This is a genomic window from Acinetobacter sp. ACZLY 512 (assembly GCF_023614015.1).
GTDB lineage: Bacteria > Pseudomonadota > Gammaproteobacteria > Pseudomonadales > Moraxellaceae > Acinetobacter > Acinetobacter soli.
This window is the reverse complement of record NZ_JAKIVI010000018.1, coordinates 1-18967: the sequence shown is the minus strand read 5'-3', so window position 1 is coordinate 18967 and position 18967 is coordinate 1. Positions and strand designations below refer to the sequence as shown.

Annotated in this window: 18 protein-coding genes; 6 read left to right on the top strand and 12 right to left on the bottom strand. The window is 42.7% G+C overall.

Going from position 1 to position 18967, the window contains the following annotated elements; translation table 11 throughout:
• Positions 1 to 21 precede the first annotated feature (21 nt).
• Together L2096_RS15190 and L2096_RS15185 are read right to left on the bottom strand one after the other, a co-directional pair.
• Entirely contained in the window at positions 22 to 1167 is a 1146-nt protein-coding gene (locus L2096_RS15190) for an acyl-CoA dehydrogenase family protein (protein WP_111812700.1), read from the bottom strand.
• A 166-nt stretch (positions 1168 to 1333) separates the two neighbouring features.
• On the bottom strand, positions 1334 to 2680 hold the full coding sequence (locus L2096_RS15185) for a dicarboxylate/amino acid:cation symporter (RefSeq protein WP_004938414.1): 1347 nt from the start codon (positions 2678 to 2680) through the stop codon (positions 1334 to 1336).
• Between the two features lie 453 nt (positions 2681 to 3133).
• Between L2096_RS15185 and L2096_RS15180 the strand changes: the two genes are divergently transcribed.
• A complete protein-coding gene (locus tag L2096_RS15180) occupies positions 3134 to 4135 on the top strand; it encodes a glycosyl transferase family protein (RefSeq protein ID WP_004938417.1) in 1002 nt (333 codons plus the stop codon).
• 45 nt (positions 4136 to 4180) lie between these two features.
• Here L2096_RS15180 and L2096_RS15175 read toward each other — a convergent pair whose 3' ends face one another.
• Both L2096_RS15175 and L2096_RS15170 read right to left on the bottom strand, forming a co-directional pair.
• On the bottom strand, positions 4181 to 4453 hold the full coding sequence (locus tag L2096_RS15175; protein WP_004938419.1) for a YeaC family protein: 273 nt from the start codon (positions 4451 to 4453) through the stop codon (positions 4181 to 4183).
• Positions 4450 to 5373, bottom strand: a complete 924-nt coding sequence (locus L2096_RS15170) for an NAD(+) kinase (RefSeq protein WP_004938422.1) — start codon at positions 5371 to 5373, stop codon at positions 4450 to 4452. The genes L2096_RS15175 and L2096_RS15170 overlap by 4 nt, the downstream gene beginning before the upstream one ends.
• A gap of 427 nt (positions 5374 to 5800) precedes the next feature.
• On the opposite strand from L2096_RS15170, the gene mrcB reads away from it, so the two are divergent.
• Positions 5801 to 8194 (top strand): penicillin-binding protein 1B, encoded by a 2394-nt coding sequence (mrcB, locus tag L2096_RS15165; protein ID WP_250365763.1) that lies wholly within the window; start codon positions 5801 to 5803, stop codon positions 8192 to 8194.
• A gap of 18 nt (positions 8195 to 8212) precedes the next feature.
• On the top strand, positions 8213 to 8776 hold the full coding sequence (locus L2096_RS15160) for a tetratricopeptide repeat protein (RefSeq protein WP_004938429.1): 564 nt from the start codon (positions 8213 to 8215) through the stop codon (positions 8774 to 8776).
• Positions 8777 to 8806: 30 nt separating this feature from the next.
• On the opposite strand, the gene L2096_RS15155 is transcribed toward L2096_RS15160, so the two are convergent.
• Complete coding sequence (locus L2096_RS15155; protein WP_250365762.1) at positions 8807 to 9703, bottom strand: thiamine phosphate synthase; 897 nt, start codon at positions 9701 to 9703, stop codon at positions 8807 to 8809.
• A gap of 139 nt (positions 9704 to 9842) precedes the next feature.
• Here L2096_RS15155 and hemP point away from each other — a divergent pair, with 139 nt between their 5' ends.
• Entirely contained in the window at positions 9843 to 10010 is a 168-nt protein-coding gene (hemP, locus tag L2096_RS15150; RefSeq protein ID WP_004938433.1) for a hemin uptake protein HemP, read from the top strand.
• A gap of 81 nt (positions 10011 to 10091) precedes the next feature.
• Here the strand turns inward: hemP and L2096_RS15145 are convergent, their stop codons facing one another.
• The 4 genes from L2096_RS15145 to tfpB all read right to left on the bottom strand — a co-directional run bounded on the left by L2096_RS15145 (position 10092) and on the right by tfpB (position 14400).
• Positions 10092 to 11429: a sensor histidine kinase gene (locus L2096_RS15145; RefSeq protein WP_250365761.1), complete on the bottom strand. Its 1338-nt coding sequence runs from the start codon at positions 11427 to 11429 to the stop codon at positions 10092 to 10094.
• Between the two features lie 4 nt (positions 11430 to 11433).
• Positions 11434 to 12090: a response regulator transcription factor gene (locus tag L2096_RS15140; protein ID WP_004947883.1), complete on the bottom strand. Its 657-nt coding sequence runs from the start codon at positions 12088 to 12090 to the stop codon at positions 11434 to 11436.
• A gap of 110 nt (positions 12091 to 12200) precedes the next feature.
• Positions 12201 to 12557: a NirD/YgiW/YdeI family stress tolerance protein gene (locus L2096_RS15135; RefSeq protein ID WP_088459132.1), complete on the bottom strand. Its 357-nt coding sequence runs from the start codon at positions 12555 to 12557 to the stop codon at positions 12201 to 12203.
• Positions 12558 to 12642: 85 nt separating this feature from the next.
• Positions 12643 to 14400 carry a type IV pilus assembly ATPase TfpB gene (tfpB, locus tag L2096_RS15130; protein ID WP_250365760.1) on the bottom strand — a complete coding sequence of 586 codons (1758 nt, stop codon included), beginning with the start codon at positions 14398 to 14400 and terminating at the stop codon, positions 12643 to 12645.
• Between the two features lie 178 nt (positions 14401 to 14578).
• On the opposite strand from tfpB, the gene L2096_RS15125 reads away from it, so the two are divergent.
• The gene (locus L2096_RS15125) at positions 14579 to 15532 is read left to right on the top strand and encodes a sensor domain-containing diguanylate cyclase (RefSeq protein ID WP_076032280.1); all 954 of its coding nucleotides are present in this window, start codon (positions 14579 to 14581) and stop codon (positions 15530 to 15532) included.
• Here L2096_RS15125 and tsaA read toward each other — a convergent pair.
• The gene (gene tsaA / locus L2096_RS15120; RefSeq protein ID WP_250365775.1) at positions 15524 to 16243 is read right to left on the bottom strand and encodes a tRNA (N6-threonylcarbamoyladenosine(37)-N6)-methyltransferase TrmO; all 720 of its coding nucleotides are present in this window, start codon (positions 16241 to 16243) and stop codon (positions 15524 to 15526) included. The two genes, L2096_RS15125 and tsaA, sit on opposite strands and share 9 nt — an antisense overlap.
• A 104-nt stretch (positions 16244 to 16347) precedes the next feature.
• Between tsaA and L2096_RS15115 the strand changes: the two genes are divergently transcribed.
• Positions 16348 to 17127, top strand: coding sequence for a ferredoxin--NADP reductase (locus L2096_RS15115; protein WP_004938452.1), 780 nt, complete (start codon positions 16348 to 16350; stop codon positions 17125 to 17127).
• A gap of 50 nt (positions 17128 to 17177) precedes the next feature.
• Here the strand turns inward: L2096_RS15115 and L2096_RS15110 are convergent, their stop codons facing one another.
• Positions 17178 to 18008 (bottom strand): DODA-type extradiol aromatic ring-opening family dioxygenase, encoded by an 831-nt coding sequence (locus tag L2096_RS15110; RefSeq protein WP_151795403.1) that lies wholly within the window; start codon positions 18006 to 18008, stop codon positions 17178 to 17180.
• A 232-nt stretch (positions 18009 to 18240) separates the two neighbouring features.
• Positions 18241 to 18967 (bottom strand): FAD-dependent oxidoreductase (locus L2096_RS15105; RefSeq protein ID WP_250365759.1); only part of this gene is annotated, 727 nt, incomplete at its 5' end.

The window sequence follows — 18967 nt, the reverse complement described above, 5'->3', positions numbered from 1 at the left end:
AGATTCCAGTCAATGTTGGTCTTATACTTTTCCTAAAATTCCGCGTGCTACAATTTCTTTCATAATTTCATTGGTTCCACCATAAATACGCTGGATACGCGCATCCACAAAGAAACGTGAAATTGGATACTCGGCCATATAGCCATATCCGCCAAAGAGCTGGAGCAAATTATCGGCAACTTTCATTTGCATATCTGTACTAAAGCTTTTTAATGCGGCTGCTGTCTCTACATCGAGCTGCCCCTGTTGATACAAACTGACATTACGCTCATAAAATGCTGCGGTCGCTAACTCGTCAATTTTGGCTTGCGCCATCACGAAACGAGTATTTTGAAAATTTGCAATGGGTTGACCAAATGCCTGACGCTCCTTGATATATGCCGTTGTAATATCAATTGCACCGCGGATTGCTCCGAGTGCGGTAGCCGCAATGGAGGTTCGCTCACGTGGTAGCTCTTGCATCAAGTAGTTAAATCCTTGACCGGCTTGTCCTAGCAATTGATCTTTGGGTATTTGGACATTATCGAAAAACAACTCCGAAGTATCTTGTGAATGCAAACCGATTTTTTCCAGATTCGTCCCTTTTTTGAAGCCTTCGAGATGCGTATCTGCCAACAGCAGCGATACACCTTTAGCACGCGCCTGAGGATCAGTTTTTACTGCTAAAACCACAAGATCGGCATGTTGACCATTTGAAATAAATGTTTTGGATCCATTTAATACATAATGTTCGCCATTTAAAATTGCTGTCGTGCGCATGGCTTGTACATCCGAACCTGCTCCCGGTTCGGTCATACCGATTGCACCTACCACTTCGCCAGTTGCCATTTTGGGTAACCAGTACTGTTTTTGTGCTTCACTACCAATATTTAAAATATACGGTGCAGCAATTTCAGAGTGACACGAGATTGCTGTAGACAGTGCACCATAGCCCGCTCTGGCAGACTCTTCAACCAACATCAGTGAGTAATACGTGGGGACACCATAGCCACCATATTCTTCGGGCAAATCTACACATAAAAAACCATTTTCGCCCAGACTATTCCAAACCGATCTAGGCATGATTCCTTCACGCTCCCATTGATCATAATGTGGCGCGATATGTTCTTTCATATAACGTTTGAAATTGTCACGGAATAACTCTAATTCGGCATCATATGGCAACATCACTTATCCTCAATTTTTTGTTTTCAAATATCCATCTATTGCATGCTAAACAGTTTTGCTAACACTGTCATGCCTTGTGCCCACAAAAGCACTGAACGCTTCAGTCGGATAAAAATCGAATAAAAAAAAGGAGGCTCATGCCTCCTTTTTTAACTTTATACATCTATCATGCGTGCGCAGGATTGTCTGTTTCAAGCATTTTACGATCAACTTCTGCTGGGTTATTCAATGCTTCATTGAGTTTGTCTTTGTCTAATGCACCCACCCACTTCGCTACCGCAATGGTCGCAAGCGTGTTACCTGTAAGGTTAGTCAATGCACGAGCCTCTGACATGAAGCGGTCGATACCCAAAATAAGTGCCAAGCCCGCAACCGGAATATGTCCGACTGCCGACAAAGTTGCTGCCATCACAATAAAGCCAGAACCTGTTACACCTGCTGCGCCTTTTGATGAAATCAAAAGCACAAGAAGCAAGGTAATCTGATGTTGAACATCGAGTGGTGTATTGGTCGCCTGAGCAATAAAGATTGCCGCCATAGTTAGGTAAATCGATGTACCATCAAGGTTAAACGAATAACCTGTTGGAATCACCAGACCCACGACTGATTTTTCACAGCCTGCGATTTCCAGTTTACGCAACATACGTGGCAGTACAGATTCAGAAGAAGATGTACCCAGTACAATCAGCAACTCTTCGCGGATTAAGCGAATCATTTTCAAGATACTAAAACCACAGATACGGCTAATCGTTCCCAAAATAATGAAGATAAACAGTAAACAAGTGATATAGAAGCAGATAATCAACTGGCCAAGCTGTACCAGTGTACCCACACCGTACTTACCAATGGTAAATGCCATCGCACCAAATGCACCGATTGGCGCAAGCTTCATTATCATATTTACGATGTTGAAGAATACATGCGACACTTGGTCGATGAATTTAAGTACAGGACGTCCAGCATCACCAAGTTTATGTAGCGCAAAACCAAATAAAATGGCAAACATCAAAACTTGAAGAATCTCGCCATTTGCAAATGCACCGACGACAGTATCTGGAATAATATGCATCAAAAATTCGATGGTCGACTGCGACTCACCTGAAGATACATATTTTGCAATACCAGATGTATCCAGAGATGCTGGATCAACGTTCATGCCAACACCAGGTTTGACGACGTTAATCACCAGCAAACCGATCAACAATGCAATGGTCGATACCACTTCAAAGTACAGTAAAGCCACACCACCTGTTTTACCTACAGATTTCATGCTTTCCATACCCGCGATACCACTGACCACAGTACAGAAGATGACAGGTGCGATGATCATTTTGATCAGCTTAATGAATGCGTCACCAAGTGGTTTAAGTTGCTCACCTAAACCTGGAATATGTTCCTTGACTCCATCAACGACTACATTTGAACTAGGGTAAAAGTGTCCAACCAAGATACCTGCGATAATAGCAACAATCACTTGGAAATATAGAGACTTATAAATTGGTTTTTTAGCCATAACTTTACTTCAATCTGTATTTCTAAATCCTTAGAAATATGCAAATGAAAAAATCTATATCGTCGATATAGACAGCCCTTTAGTCCCTTACAGCACAAACAACGGTTCCTGATGTCATGCTGCAAAAGCAAAGTAAATTTTGTCAGACAAAAAATACTTTTCCTCGATGTGAAAACAATATGTTTTCAAAAAATGTTCAGTATCAAAATCTCAACCTATTATCAAGATTTACGAAACATAAACAAGGAGATCATTAAAAAAAAATAAATAATTTTTTAAGCGTGAAAAGTTTACTGCAATTAGTCAAATAGTCGATGAAGCAATCAATTTAATGGCTATATTTTGATCAAAATTAAGTTAGACATTAGTCTAATAGAATATTTCGTGATCCATTCATTTAATTTTTATGTCATAGTGAGGAAATCCATTTCCTTATGAAATATCGAAAAAGATATGAATACGAAAAAAAACCTTTATCGAGATGCTGAACATCCCTTTGCGCAGTATGTAAGAATCTTGGGGAAAGGCAAAACAGGCTCTCGATCTTTAAGTTATGACGAAGCTTATCAAGCTTTCACCATGATTTTAAAGGGTGAGGTTCTTGATGTTCAGCTGGGTGCTTTTTTAATGTTACTGCGGGTCAAGGAAGAATCGGTCGATGAACTGAGTGGATTTGTTCAGGCCACGCGTGACCAACTTAATTTTGAAGCGCTTGACGTCGATTTGGATTGGTCATCATATGCAGGAAAGCGTAAACATTATCCATGGTTTTTGCTTGCTGCCCTCACCCTTGCGCATCATGGATATAACATCGTGATGCATGGTGCTTCTGGGCATACGCTTAACCGTGTTTATACCGAGCAAGTCCTTGAGTTTTTGGGTTATCCGATCTGTCAAAACCAACAAGACGTGAAGCAGCAACTTGCTCAGCAGCACTTTGCCTATTTACCTTTAGATGTGATTTCGCCTGTACTGAGTGATCTGATTTCTCTTCGTAACGTGATGGGACTTCGTTCTCCTGTTCACACTCTGGCCCGACTCATCAATCCATTTAATGCAAAAGCAACTTTACAGGCGATTTTCCATCCTGCTTATCGTGCCTCGCACCAGCGCACCGCCTTTCAGCTCGGCTATCAAAATAGTGCTGTAATTAAAGGTGAAGGTGGCGAATTCGAACGTAACCCTGATGCCAAAACACTCATATGCGGTATTAGATCGGGTGAACTCTATGAACACGAATTACCCAAGCTCACTCCCGAGCGTAGTCCCATCGAAGATGAACTGAATCTAGAAACCTTTAAAGCAGTCTGGTTAGGGCAGCAAACGCATGAATATGGTGAAATCGCGGTGACTGAAACCATCGGGATTGCGCTCTATACCATGAATGTCTGTGATAGCTATGAAAACGCGATGCTTCAGGCAAAGGCGTTATGGCTAGATCGCTTTAAAAAATAATATTAAAGATTAAAAAAAGCCCAGTGAATTCTGGGCTTTTTTGATTTATACGAATCGAATGGGTTTAAATTCAGGCTCGTTTTTGTGATGGTCATCATCACATTCTTCACCTTCTTCTTTGCTGCCACGGTCGATGTATCCCGAGCGCTCTTCCTCTGGCAAGTTCTGGTGTTCCCACACCATCACGGCCTGCATGCAGATTTGTCTTTGTTCAGCTGTAAGCGCGACGCCATTGGGCCATTTACCAATCTCAACTGCTGTTTTTAAGCGCTGAACGATCTCTGGATCTAATACGTTAAGCATTTGTTCAATATTCATGAGTCATCCTGCTCTTTGATTAAGTCAAAATCTTGATTCCATCCCAGCTTGGTACGACACGCCATATAAAAATCATAACCAGGTGGATGCAACAGGTTTAGTTTAAACGGATGTTTACGGATATGTACACAGTCTCCCACATTGAGTGAGACACTATGTTGACCATCTGCACTCACCATCGGTAAAACACGATTTTCACGAATGGTCAGTTTGATTTCACTTTGTCCACCTACCACAATCGGGCGAGAAGACAACGTATGTGGATGCATTGGAACGAGCGCAATCGCATCCATGCTTGGATGTAAAATAGGACCACCACCTGACAGTGCATAGGCTGTCGAACCGGTTGGTGTCGAAACAATCAAACCATCACTATGTTGACGATATACAAATTGACCGTCAATTTGCAGATCAAAATCGATCATGTGCACTGATTTTCCTGAGTGCAGCACGATGTCATTGAGTGCGATGGCATCATAATGGGTTTCCCCTTTGGTTCTCACTTCAATTTCGAGCAAGAAACGGCGGTCAAGCTGAAAATGACCTTGCAATACCTGATCAAGCTTAAACAAAACATCCGCAGGGCGGATATCCGTTAAAAACCCTAACCGCCCGCGGTTAATGCCAATGACTGGCGTATGATGACGCACCAGTGCTCGTGCAGCATGCAGGAGTGAACCATCGCCACCCACTACAATCACCAAGTCCACCACCTCACCCAATAACGAGCGACTAGCAGTTTGGACATTGTTGTAAGGGACAAGTTCTGCGGTTTGTTGATCAAAGATCACATGCAGACCTAAACCTCTTAAATGATCATAAATCAAACAAAGAGTTTCAACTACAGATATTTTATCGGGGCGGCCAATCAAACCTATGTTTCGAAAAGATTTGGCGGACGAAAGATTAGCAGATTGCATTGGATGCCTTATATATGCCTATCGGTTAAATTGAGCTGAGCCAAAAATTTGGTGATCGCAGATCTAATCGCGTTACAACGTATCACCTTATGATCTCACCCGCTATTCATCAACATTCAGCATGTGATTTGACAAATTAATATAGCATAACTTTATGAAAATGCTGTTCAAGATGGCCACCCCACTCTCTTAAGCTCATCATTTCAGTACAAAACTGAATGAGCACCGAGATGTTATGGCTTCATATTTTATTCATAAATTGTGTTAACGACTTTTATTTTGCTTTTTAATTCTGCAAAACAAAAGAAATATCAATTAGATTTTCATGAATTTAGACTTTTTCTATCTGTTCACAGTTTTATCATTGCATTGCCTGTATAGCTATCGCATGATTGGCAAACTAGATTGAATTTTTTATGACAGATTTATGAAGTTTGAACGCGGCATAGGTTTTTTTGCGCTTATTTTTTCCGTTCTTGTGATTGGCGGTTTTATTGCATTTAGTATTTATGTGATTCGCCTAGACACGGTTATACGAAACAAATTTGAAGGCCAACGCTGGGATATTCCCGCCAAGGTATTTGCACGGCCACTCGAAATTTACACCAATGCTTCTATTTCACAAGCCAACTTTACCCAAGAGCTGAATATGCTCGGTTATAAGAGTTCAGACAGCTACACCAAACCTGGAAGCTACGTCAATCAGGGTAATAGCATGTATGTGCATACTCGTGGCTTTGATTTTGGTGATAGCAGTGAACCAGAACAAGTACTTGAAGTGACTTTTGCTGCCGATCAGGTGACTGACGTGCGGGCAACCAAGCCATCTAGTACGGGTATTGCTCGCTTAGAACCGATGTTGATTGGTGGGATATATCCACAGCATAACGAAGACCGCGTTCTGATTAAACTCAATAAAGTGCCAAAAACGCTTATTGAGGCACTGATTGCCACGGAAGACCGTAACTTCTATCATCATCATGGACTTTCAATTCGCGGAACTGCACGTGCACTGGTCAGTAATGTGACGGGTGGTAAGCGTCAGGGTGGCTCTACACTGACCCAACAGTTGGTTAAAAACTTTTATTTAAGCCCGGAACGAACCTTAAAACGTAAGGTGAATGAAGCATTAATGTCTTTATTACTTGAGTTTCATTACAATAAAGATGAAATCCTTGAAGCTTATTTAAATGAAGTCAATCTGGGTCAAAACGGCAACTACTCGATTAATGGTTACGGACTGGCTTCACAATTCTACTTTGGATTGCCTTTACGTGAACTGAATGTCGCGCAGCAAGCCTATTTGGTCGGACTGGTGCAAGGCCCGTCTTTGTATAATCCTTGGCGCAATCCAGAAGGTGCTTTAAAACGTCGTAATACTGTACTGAACAATATGCTGGTCATGGGCTATTTGAGCCAAGCAGAATATGAGCAAGAAAGTGCACGCCCACTTGGTGTATTGTCTAAACCAAGCGTAGGTACAGCAAAGTTTCCAGATTTTCTCGATATTGTGCGTCGTCAATTGCGTTCTGAATATCAAGAAACCGATTTGACCAATCAAGGTTTGCGTATTTTTACAACGCTTGATCCAATTGCACAAACACGCATTCAAGACGCTTTCAAAGCCTCTGTCGGTCAGCTTGCCAAGGGTAATCCATCGCGCTTACGTGATTTGCAAGGTGCTGTATTGGTCTCTCACCCTGAAAATGGGGAATTAGTTGCTGCTGTTGGCTCGACACAAGACTTTACAGGCTTCAACCGTGCTGTCGATGCCAAGCGTCAGGTAGGTTCATTACTTAAACCTGTCATTTACCTCAATGCAATTGAATCTGGTCGTTATAATTGGGCAAGTCGTATTCAAGACAGAGCAGTCAATGTTCCTACTGGCAGTGACCAAAGCTGGACACCGAAAAACTATAGTGGCGGTGAGCACGGCGAAGTCACTATGGCACAAGCCCTTGCCAACTCTTACAACTTATCGGCAGTGCGTTTAGGGCAAGAATTTGGTGTTTCAGCATTTACCAATAAATTGAAAAAATTTGGTGTGACCTCTGAAATACCATCTTATCCATCTGTGTTCTTGGGCGCAGTGAATATGTCACCGATGGAAATGCTCAGTATTTACAGTAACTTTGCAACAGGTGGCTTTAAGTATCCAACCCGCGCTATTCGTTCTGTGGTCGATGCCAACGGTAAGGTTTTAGAGCGTTTTGGTTTAAATGTTGAACAAACCATTGAACCTTCATCGGCTTATGTACTCAATTATGGCTTACAACAGGTCATGGCTTCGGGTACGGGTCGCTCTGCATATAACTCGCTTCCAAGCTCACTTAAACTGGCTGGAAAATCAGGCACAACCAACGATACACGCGATTCGTGGTTTGCTGGTTATTCTGGCAATTACGTGGCTGTGGTCTGGCTTGGCTTAGACAATAACAAAGTGACAGGCTTAACAGGCTCATCGGGTGCCCTACCTGTATGGACCAACGTTATGCGTCAGCTTCGCCAGCAACCCGTGAATCTAAAACAGACCGATGATGTGCAGTGGCAATGGATTGATGTTGCATCTGGTAATTTGTCTGCTCAAGGCTGTGGCGGTGCAATGTATATTCCAATGTTGCGCTCTACTGTGCCGCACCAAGCAACCTCATGTGCTTATCCGTATTATCAATCTGCACCAGTAAGCGCACCTATGTCCGATGAAGATCCAAGCCAAAATAATGGCGATAACATGGATCAATACATCAATGACAGTGAAAATCAGATGCAAGAAGATCTATCGCAAAATAAAGTTATATCTAGCGGTAGCTACGGCTATTAATTCATGATGAGAGTAACAATGCTAAAACAGAGTCTTTTTATTTTTGGAACCGTCTTGCTGGTAGGGTGTTCAACCCTCTCCGGCACAGATCAATCCAAGAGCAAAGCACCTTCCCCTGCTGCTCAAAATGAACCTAAAGATAAATCGATTGTGACACCGTCTGGGGTGAAAATTACCCCTTATGAAGAAGAACAAATCAAGCGACAAAAGATGCGCGTGGTGGTTCCTCCTCAAAAAGCGACACAGCAATTTAATGATGGCAAACAGCTTCCCGCCTTTCGCAGCTTGATGCAAAAAACCCAGCAAGCTTATAGCCAAATGCAATGGGACGACGCAGAGCGCTACGCACTTCAAGCACAGCGCCTTGCGCCTCAGGCACCAGAAACCTTTTTATTTTTGGCAATGGTGGCCAATCAGAAAGGTCGCTATGCCTCAAGTGAATCTCTGGCAAGGCGCGGGCTCAGTTTTGCGCAAACCAATGCCATGAAAAAACAGTTGTGGCTGAATATTCTCAATGCAGCACAGAAGCAAAATAACAGTAAATCCATCGCACAAGCCCAACAAGCACTGAAGTCTCTTTAGACTTCAGTAGTGGTTTGTTCGCTTTATATTTTAAATATTTCGAATGCCCGCAATCCCATATGCGCCGTGCTTCTTCGCCAGATCGAGCATAGAACGGTGCATACCACCTAAAGCAAAAACCGGCAGATGACTGCGCTGTGCCAGATGCTCAAAGCGCTCCCAGCCCAGTGGGGCTTGATCTGGATGAGTTTGGGTGGCTTGTACCGGGCTGATCAAAATCGCATCACAACCAATTTTGTGTGCCTGCTGAATCGACACCAGATCATGACAGGCAGCGATATAACGTCGTCCACAAATCAAATCGCCTTTACTGAGCTGCATCAGTTGAGATTGTTTTAAATGAATGCTTCCAATCTTATTTTGTTGCTCTGGATCAAGTTGTAAATAATGCTCTAGATTGACGATGTACGACGCATAGTGATGTGAATCTAACTCGAACTGAAGTGAAACACCCTCACTTGAATTAGTCTGTTCTGGGCGCCAGTAAATTAGCTCCTCTTTTTTGGGCGCAATTTCAGTACTTGAAATCTTGATGATATTGGGCCACGACAGACGCGCTAAGATTGAGTGATTTGCGGCGGGAAAGTTTAATTGCTGCAATTCTTCACGGTGATACCATGACCACGGCTGCTGGATCAAATCTAGCAATGTATCTGGTACATAAGCAGAAAATAAATGTAAGACCACCACGACATCATCATACTCGTGACGAATCATATCAAAGCAATGCCAGTCTGATAATCCGATCCCAACTTCTTCAAAAACCTCTCTGCGACAAGCATCGACAGGCTGTTCATGCGTCTCGACTTTACCGCCTGGAAATTCATGTTTATTTCCCTGATACTGACTGGCTTGTCGCCACCCAACCAATACTTTATTTTTGTGCAGCAAGATTCCAATAGCAACGTCTACGACGGGTTTAAACATAGTTCTCTCGAGATCAATTTATTACGTGAAGTGTAAGGAAATTTTATTTTTTATAAAATGCTAAAATTTTAATTGACAGGCCTATTCGATAATGATTATCATTTAAATCGTTAAATAAACATACCACGGAGCAACAACAATGAACGCACCTTTTAACCTGTTTACACGTAATAATGAAGCCCAATCATTACCTATGCTACATTCAAACAATCTGTTCGCCCTCGGTCGCGAAATTCGAATTATGCATGCCGGAGAAGAATATCGCCTGCGTCTGACACGTAATAATCGTTTAATCTTAACTAAATAAACCGAGAGTTTGAGTTAAAAAAAAATAACAATCGTGGTGAGAATAAATTAAACCGTATGCAAATATTCATACGGTTTTTTCTTATGATGCATTGGGTAAAATCAATTTCACAATCAATCCACCTTGAGCTGAGAGTGAAAAATCCACCCGTCCCTGATGAAGTTCTATAATTTTTTTGGTAATTGATAAACCTAAACCTGTACCGGGTTGCTTTGTGCCGAGTGCCCGAAAAAATCGCTGACCCAATTGTGTCAGTAAGGCCGCATCAAGTGTATTGCCCTCATCTTGTATTTTGATGATCAAATGATCCTGCTCATTGAGCAATTCAACATCAATCTGCCCACCGACTGGCGTATAGCGAATTGCATTATCCAATACATTACGCACACAGGTATAAATGAGCTCATAGTTGCCGTAAACATGAGTACGTTGTGCATACTGATGCACGGTATATCGAATCGCTTTCGCTTGAGCAAAATTCTCAAGTTGTGTATACACATCCTCCATCAACACGGTCATATCAAGCTGAGTTTTAGGTAATTCTTCGGCTTGTGATGGATCTAGGCGAGCAAGTAACAGGAGATTTTCCAAAATGCGCGTGCTGCGCTGAACATCATGTTGGATGATCTTTAAATCCTCATTCAACTCATTCATATCTGCAAATTTACGCTGCATCACCTGTACACGCATTTGTATCGCCGATAGAGGCGAGCGCAGCTCATGTGAAGCATCTGCGGTAAAGCGCTGTTCAGCACTCAGTGCACGCTCAAGACGAATCAATAACGAGTTGAGCGAACCTATAACAGGCTGTAATTCGGTAATGCTGTGCGGCTCTTGCTGAATCGGTTCGAGGTTTTCTGTCGAACGCTGTGCAATTGAACGTGACAGATCACTTAAACTCGATAACTGTTTTTTAATGGTCCATTTCAGTAAGATCCATTGAATTATCCATAAGATCACCAGCCCTAAGGCATACCAAAATATACTTTGAAAAATTTCTGAAAAGCGTGCGCTTAATGGCTGAATCACCACCACATTTAGCTCTGCTTCTGACTTGCTCGCATGTAAACTACGCCAGAGCTGACCCTTATAAAAAAAATAATCAAAATCAGAAGCATAAAGGTTGATTGGTTGAATATCTTCATGCTGATCGGAATGCACCAATTCCCGGCCTTTCCAATAAAGACTGTATTGCAAATCAAATTCTTCGGTGAGCTCGTTTAGATCTCTTGCTGAGGGAATATTCAGATCTGAAGCCAGAAGCAGATCAGATACTTCATCCATGATTTCATCTTGAATAGTCATGGTGTGTACTACCGTAATGGCGATCAGCAACACGAAAGCAATTAGCCCCGCAATGATACTGCTGATCAGTGTGCCACGTATCAGGCGAGTTTGCAGTGACGATGATTTTGGCATGGATTTATTCACTCATTCGATATCCTAAACCGCGAATGGTTTTGATATATCCCGATCCGATTTTTTTTCGTAGCTGGTAAATAAATACTTCAATGGCATTACTTTCAATCTCATCGCCCCACGCATATAGGGTATTTTCAAGTTGTTCGCGCGTCACCACTCGCTCAGGATTTTGCATCATACGATGCAGCACCTTAAATTCTTTTGCAGTTAAATCAATCAAATGCCCTGAAATTTTCACCCATTTGGCCTGTGTATTCAGCTCAATCTCTTTCCAGCATAAGGTATCTGTTAATTGTTTTTGACTGGCACGCAAATGACTACGAATGCGGGCAGACAATTCTTCTAGACTAAACGGCTTCACCAAGTAATCGTTTGCCCCCAAATCCAAGCCATCGACACGATCTTGAATACTGTCACGTGCGGTAATCAGAATGACCGGCGTTTGAGATTGATGCTTACGAAGAGTATTTAAGACCTGATCACCTGTTGCTTTGGGCAGGCCACGATCTAATAAAATGCAATCGTATTCATGCTGTTCAATCGCAGCGATCGCATAATCGCCACGTTCAACCCAATCTACTGTATATCCATCAAGTTCTAACCATGACTTTATACTTTCTGCTTGCGATACATCATCTTCTGCAATCAAAATTCTCATTTTAATCGTGCTCTAAAAACCGTGGGGAATCATCAAAACAATAAAAAACCGTATATCCCACAAAGGATATACGGTTTATACGCTACAAGATTGATTGTGCACACAATAGTTTAGAATTGTATTTGATCAACATCAATTTCAACACGCTTGGTAGGCTTGTAATCAATATCGACTTCACCTATCAATGTGAGTTGTGTTGTTGGTGAAACCGGGCGCCCTTGCCAAAGTTCATCGTCGATATCGACGGTGATATAACCCGTTCTGTCGCGAAATTGATATTTTTCATCGCCCAGTGACTTCACCACCTGCCCTTGTAGTTTAACCGGCGTGTTATCTTTGTAGTTCAGAGCATCTTTTACACTGACGATGGTCGTTGGTGCCAAAGCACTCTGGTTGACGGGCTGTGCATAACTAAAGCCTGCAATCGATAGGCCTGAAGCTAAAACTAATGTGGCAAAACGTTTCATTTTCATCTCTCTGATCTGCTCATTTGATAATGGTAGTAAATCAAAATTACATGAGGCGAATCTTAAGATGCATCATTTGCAATATTTAGCTGAGCGGAACCACACGTAATACTTCTTCAAGACTGGTCACGCCTTGCAATACTTTTTTCGCACCCGCAATTCGAAGTGGCTCAAATCCTTGCTGTTTGAGCTGTGCCTTTAATTCGCCCAGATCATCTGTGTGACTCAACCACTGCTTGAGCGTCAGATCAATCGGCATCAACTCATAGATCCCGATACGACCTTTATATCCCGTCTGGCGACAATGCTCGCAGCCAACGGGTTGAAACATTTCAACGGGCGTATCAATCTCGTAGCCTTCCGTAAGATATTGCCATTGCTGCAAGTTCACCGAGGTGGACACTTTACAATGCGGACACAGCTGTCGAACCAAACGCTGTGCCAGCACGCCCAGCAGCGTAGCCGCAGTCAAAAAAGGCTGTACACCCAAATCGTGTAGTCGAGTCAGGCTAGAAGGCGCATCGTTAGTATGTAAGGTCGACAGTACCAGATGTCCAGTCAGTGCCGCCTGTATTGCCATATTGGCGGTATCCTGATCGCGAATTTCTCCCACCATAATAATGTCTGGATCTTGACGCATCAGTGCCCGTACACCTTCGGCAAAGTCTAAGTCGATGGCATGATTCACCTGCATCTGGTTAAAACTCGATTCCAGCATCTCGATAGGATCTTCAATGGTACATACATTGACCTGTTCGGTTGCCAGCTTTTTAAGCGATGAATAAAGCGTTGTGGTTTTACCCGAACCAGTCGGCCCTGTCACCAAGATAATACCGTGTGTATTTTGACTCAAGGCTTGCCATTCGCTGAGAAGCTGATCGGGAAAACCCAGTTTTTCAAAACTTCGAACCAGCACATCTGGATCAAAAATTCGCATCACCAGTTTTTCACCAAATGCTGTTGGCATGGTTGAAAGACGTAGTTCGGTTTCCTGCCCTTTGGGTGTTCGGGTTTTCAAACGTCCATCTTGGGGTTTACGTTTTTCAGCCACGTTTAAACGACCCAGAATTTTAATCCGAGCAATCACTGCTGAAAGCGTATTTGCAGGCATATGATAAATCGTGTGGAGTACGCCATCGATTCGAAAGCGTACATTGCCTTTTTCTTTTCTTGGCTCTAAATGAATATCACTGGCACCTTGTTCAAATGCAAACTGTAAAATCCAGTCGACCAGTTTGACGATGTGCTGATCGTTGGCATCTGGATTTTGCGTATCGCCAATTTGAAGCAACGCCTCAACGCCCTTGTTCTCACGCTCGTAACTCTTACTGTTTTTTGAGGAATGAACCGCTCGGCTCACCTGATAATATTCGGGTAAATAACGTTGTAACTGATCGGGTGAAATGATCACACGCTCTATTTTCTTGGGTGCCAGACTGCGCTCTAAATTTGCAAGCCAGTCGGTTTGAAAAGGCTGATCGGTTCCGATCACTACGCGATCAGCATGTACTGCAACCGCTAAAATTTGATTACGCTCGGCAAACTCTTGCGACATGACCGCAGTCAGTGCATTTACATCTGCTTTGAGTGGATCAATTAAATAAAATGCCAATCCTGATTTTTCTGCCAACCAGCGACTTAGACACAGTAAGTCTATGTTCTGAGTAGGATGTTGTTGATCTTTTAAACCAAAGTGAGCAATCCACTGCAACGGATGCCATTTCATCTGTTGTTTATTGCGCTGGGTTGTTTGTACCAGCAACTTGTCTCGCTCACTGATTCGGTATGCTTTTAATAATTCTTCTAGGCACCAAACCGTATCAATTTCAAAGTTATAAGTCATTATTTTCCCTCTAGCGCTACTTTTAATATATCAGAGTTGACTGTTCAACACGCGATTAATCCAAAAACTCACGCGATTTGGTTGATCATTTGTATAGAGGATAGGCATAGAGTAAAAATTGCTTTAAAGTCTTACTTAAGGCATTAAAAAAATATCATTTAAAAGTACGGGTGACTAGATGGCGTTTAGCGCATTTAAAAACTTTCAGGAAGCCGGACAAGCAGTTTTGCATTATTTGCATCAAAAGTTTGGTTTTGATCTCTGGATGATCACTCGCGTTGAAGGTAATGACTGGATTGTTTTGCAATCTGAAGATCACGGCTATGATGTAAAACCCGGTCGGGTTTTTAACTGGGCAGATTCGTTTTGCTCCCACATGGTGTTGGGAAAAGCGCCACGCATCGCGCCGCGCTCGGAAGAAATTCCGCTTTATGCGTCAGCCCCGATTGCACAGCAAGTCAACATTAAAGCTTATATTGGGCAACCTTTAGTCAATGAAGATGGTAGCCTTTTTGGTACCTTATGTGCGATTGACCCACAGCCGAAATCCGATAAAATTATTGAAGATGGTGGGCTGGTTGAATTGTTCGGCAACCTACTGAGTCATATCTTACAGCGTGAAATTCGTGAAAATGAACATATTCGCCAGCATGAACGTCTGCAAACCGAAGCGATTATGGACAGTATGACCCATGTTTATAATCGTCGTGGCTGGGAGCAGTTTATTGCTGCTGAAGAAGAACGCTGCCGTTTATATGGCCATACAGCAGCTGTATTCATGATTGATCTCAATGATCTCAAAAAAATAAATGATCTTGAGGGCCATGATTGTGGTGATCAATACATTCAACACGCTGCTCAGGTTTTAAAGCGTACGTTACGCAAACAGGATCTTGTCGCACGTCTTGGTGGCGATGAATTTGGCATCTTAACGCTCAATCTTGACCTTCAAGATTTGGAACAGCTTCAACGTCGGTTACTTCAACATTTTTTAGATGCCAAAATCAGTGCTGCGGTTGGCTATGCAATCCGTCATCCGGCCAAGGGACTGGTCATGGCATGCAAAGATGCCGATCTGGCCATGTATGCCCACAAACGTGAATGCAAGCAGTCCTTAAAGTTCTCAATTTAAAGAATCCAGTCCGATAATTTCAATCGTCGATTCATTCACTGCAAAGCTCACATCAAGTCCGGCAAATTTCATTTTATATATACGTGAAGGATCATCTTGATATGCTGGACGCGGATCAAGTGATAATACTTGTTCCAGTTCGGCTGCATATTGCTCATTCATCAATTGCAGCGCTGTGAGTTGCTGTTTTTGTTGTTGTGCATTGTCTTGCCAAATCACGATTTTTCGCGGAGGTTGATCTTGTGCATAGCCACTGGTGGCATCCAAAATGGCATCGGAATAATGAATGTAAGGCTTGATATCAATAATCGGGGTGCCATGCAACAGGTCACTCCCCGTGACATACAGTCGAAGCGTTTTACCTTGTCGTTGAAGTGCTTTAAATTTCACGACGGATAAACCAACTGGTGATGGACGATACATGCTGCGGGTCGCAAATACGCCTATTTTCTTGTTACCGCCCAATCGAGGAGGACGCACCTGTGCCCGAAACTTCTCTGGCTCATTTGAGTGTTTGTTGTCGTGAAATTGCCACAACAGCCATAAATGACTAAATGACTCGATTCCTTCAAATGCCAGCTCATCATCATAAGGCGCATGAAGTTCTATATAGGATTCAACCTCAACCAGATTCGGCTGCCGCGGAATGCCAAATTTTTCCATATAAGGCGAATGCATGGTACCTATGATCGGGAGTGTTAACGACATCATCATCACTTTTTCTTATAAACACAATTAAATATATTCAGTTTATCGAGAATGATTTTAGATTAGAATAGCATACTGTTTTCTTTTGATCGTAATTGAGACCTTCAATGGCTGCTTTTAACGTTGAACGCATTACCCATGTTCACCACTGGAATGACACTCTGTTTAGTTTTAAAACCACGCGCGATGTTGCCTTGCGTTTTAAAAATGGTCAGTTCGTAATGATCGGGCTTGAGGTCAATGGCAAACCATTAATGCGTGCCTACTCAATTGCCAGCGCCAATTATGAAGAAGAACTTGAGTTCTTTTCAATTAAAGTACAAGACGGCCCACTTACTTCGATCTTGCAAAAAGTACAGGTTGGTGACGAAATTCTGATTTCTAGAAAACCAACAGGTACTTTGGTTCATGACGATTTAAATCCGGGTAAAAACTTGTATCTGTTGTCGTCTGGTACAGGTTTGGCACCATTTTTATCATTGATTCGTGATCCAGAAACTTACGAAAAGTTTGAAAAAGTGATTTTGGTTCATGGTACACGCTGGATCAGTGAACTGGCTTATCAAGACTTGATTTTGAACGAACTGCCAAACAATGAATGGTTTGAAGAGCTCGATATCAAAAATAAATTGATTTACTACCCAACCGTTACTCGTGAACCATTTGAAAATGAAGGCCGTGTAACGACTGCAATCGAAACAGGCGCTATTTTTGAAAAAATTGGCTTACCCCCATTTAACCCAGAAACAGACCGTGCAATGCTTTGCGGTAGTCCACACTTCCTAACTGATGTGGCTGCATTACTCGACAAAGCTGGCCTAAAAGAATCGCCACGTATGGGTGTTTTAGGCGACTACGTGATTGAACGTGCCTTTGTTGAAAAGTAATTCTGAATCGCATAAAAAAACCGAGGTCACATCCTCGGTTTTTTTATGCCTTATGTATTGCCCAAAGTGCTACCAAAAACAAAACTCGATACTGATAATCCACCCATAAAAGTAGATTCATGATAATTACGAGCACCGTTTTCGTTTTCTGCCGCCCCCACAGCCACCATTAACGGCAATAAATGCTCCTCCCGTGGATGTGCAATACGCGCAGCGGGTGCCTGCTGCCAATCGATCAGTCGCTGCTGACGTTCGTCTCCCTGACATTCCACTACGCTTTCATACAACCACTGATCAAACATTTTTGAAGGTTCAGTGGCTTGAGCATTAAACATTCTTAGGTTGTGATAGCTTAACCCACTCCCAACAATCAGAATATTTTGATCACGTAAGGGCGCCAAGGCCCGACCTAAACCGAGATGCTCCTGCGGATTCAAGCCTTTTTTGAGTGATAACTGAACCACAGGAATATCTGCCGCAGGGTTAATCACCTGCATCGGAGAAAACATACCATGATCGTATCCACGTCTCTCATCTGTCTTTACTGCAATAGCGTTTTGTTCAAGCAATTGCGTCACTTGATGGGCAAGCTCGGGAGATCCGGCAGACGGATAATGAATCTGGTACGTGTGGGCAGGAAAGCCACCATAGTCATAAATCATTTCAGGTTGAGTCGCTGTTTGGACAGTAAAGACCTGCTCTTCCCAGTGTGCAGAAACCATCAAAATTGCCTGTGGTCTTTGAGGCAACGTTTTGAGTAAGCCAGAAAGTGATTGTGCCAGTTTTGCATAGGTTGTTGCAAAAACTTCAGGCATCCATGGCCATGGCCCACCACCGTGAGAAATAAAAAAAACAGGTTGTCGTGTACTGGCATTTAACATATTTCCCTCTTTCTTTGCTTGATACTTAAAATGATGGTATTGATTCAATTACGACACGACAAGCGTAAAACTAGAACATATTGAAGTGAATTTAGAACGATATAATCTGAGCTAACCCTATGAGAAAAGGCTAAATAAAAAAAGGAACTGAATCGTTAGCCTATTCAGTTCCTATAAACTCAAAATTTGTTTCAGGCACCTTCTACGTCTGGATGCCTTGAATCATTGTTGATTAACCGTTGCGAATAATATAATCAAAGGCAGACAATGCGGCTTTAGCCCCTTCACCTGTTGCAATGATGATCTGTTTGTACGGTACCGTGGTACAGTCACCCGCAGCAAACACACCCTTTACATTGGTTTCGTTACGCTCATCAATGATGATCTCACCGCGTGTATTTAAATCCACTGTGCCTTTTAAGAAATCGGTGTTCGGCAACAATCCGATCTGTACAAAAATACCAGACAGCTCAAGCGTATGCTCGGTATCAGTGGCGCGGTCTTTATATTTCAGACCCGTCACCTGACTGCCGTCTCCCACCACTTCAGTGGATAAGGCATGCGTGATCACGGTGGCATTGCTCAAACTGTTCAGCTTGTCTTGCAAGACCTGATCGGCACGAAGTTTGGTATCAAACTCAATCAGCGTCACATGTTCAACAATTCCAGCCAGATCAATCGCAGCTTCAACACCCGAGTTACCGCCACCAATCACCGCTACTTTCTTGCCTTTAAACAGCGGACCATCGCAGTGTGGGCAGTATGCAACACCACGAGTGGCATATTCATCCTCACCCGGAACATTCATCTTTCTCCAGCGTGCACCAGTAGAAAGAATGACGGTTTTTGATTCAACTGTAGCGCCATTTTCAAGTTCAAGATGTACCAGACCATTTATGGTTTGGTCTGCACCGGTGATCTTGCTCACACGCTGCAAGTTCATGATATCGACATCGTAT

Bases quoted from the DNA above. Each gene is read 5' to 3' on its own strand.
- L2096_RS15180 (WP_004938417.1), top strand. From the start codon at position 3,134: ATGAATACGAAAAAAAACCTTTATCGAGATGCTGAACATCCCTTTGCG.
- L2096_RS15115 (WP_004938452.1), top strand. From the start codon at position 16,348: ATGGCTGCTTTTAACGTTGAACGCATTACCCATGTTCACCACTGGAAT.
- hemP (WP_004938433.1), top strand. From the start codon at position 9,843: ATGAACGCACCTTTTAACCTGTTTACACGTAATAATGAAGCCCAATCA.
- L2096_RS15175 (WP_004938419.1), bottom strand. From the start codon at position 4,453: ATGAATATTGAACAAATGCTTAACGTATTAGATCCAGAGATCGTTCAG.
- L2096_RS15155 (WP_250365762.1), bottom strand. From the start codon at position 9,703: ATGTTTAAACCCGTCGTAGACGTTGCTATTGGAATCTTGCTGCACAAA.
- L2096_RS15160 (WP_004938429.1), top strand. From the start codon at position 8,213: ATGCTAAAACAGAGTCTTTTTATTTTTGGAACCGTCTTGCTGGTAGGG.
- L2096_RS15190 (WP_111812700.1), bottom strand. From the start codon at position 1,167: ATGTTGCCATATGATGCCGAATTAGAGTTATTCCGTGACAATTTCAAA.
- tfpB (WP_250365760.1), bottom strand. From the start codon at position 14,400: ATGACTTATAACTTTGAAATTGATACGGTTTGGTGCCTAGAAGAATTA.
- L2096_RS15110 (WP_151795403.1), bottom strand. From the start codon at position 18,008: ATGTTAAATGCCAGTACACGACAACCTGTTTTTTTTATTTCTCACGGT.
- mrcB (WP_250365763.1), top strand. From the start codon at position 5,801: ATGAAGTTTGAACGCGGCATAGGTTTTTTTGCGCTTATTTTTTCCGTT.
- tsaA (WP_250365775.1), bottom strand. From the start codon at position 16,243: ATGATGTCGTTAACACTCCCGATCATAGGTACCATGCATTCGCCTTAT.
- L2096_RS15125 (WP_076032280.1), top strand. From the start codon at position 14,579: ATGGCGTTTAGCGCATTTAAAAACTTTCAGGAAGCCGGACAAGCAGTT.
- L2096_RS15140 (WP_004947883.1), bottom strand. From the start codon at position 12,090: ATGAGAATTTTGATTGCAGAAGATGATGTATCGCAAGCAGAAAGTATA.
- L2096_RS15145 (WP_250365761.1), bottom strand. From the start codon at position 11,429: ATGCCAAAATCATCGTCACTGCAAACTCGCCTGATACGTGGCACACTG.
- L2096_RS15185 (WP_004938414.1), bottom strand. From the start codon at position 2,680: ATGGCTAAAAAACCAATTTATAAGTCTCTATATTTCCAAGTGATTGTT.
- L2096_RS15135 (WP_088459132.1), bottom strand. From the start codon at position 12,557: ATGAAACGTTTTGCCACATTAGTTTTAGCTTCAGGCCTATCGATTGCA.
- L2096_RS15170 (WP_004938422.1), bottom strand. From the start codon at position 5,373: ATGCAATCTGCTAATCTTTCGTCCGCCAAATCTTTTCGAAACATAGGT.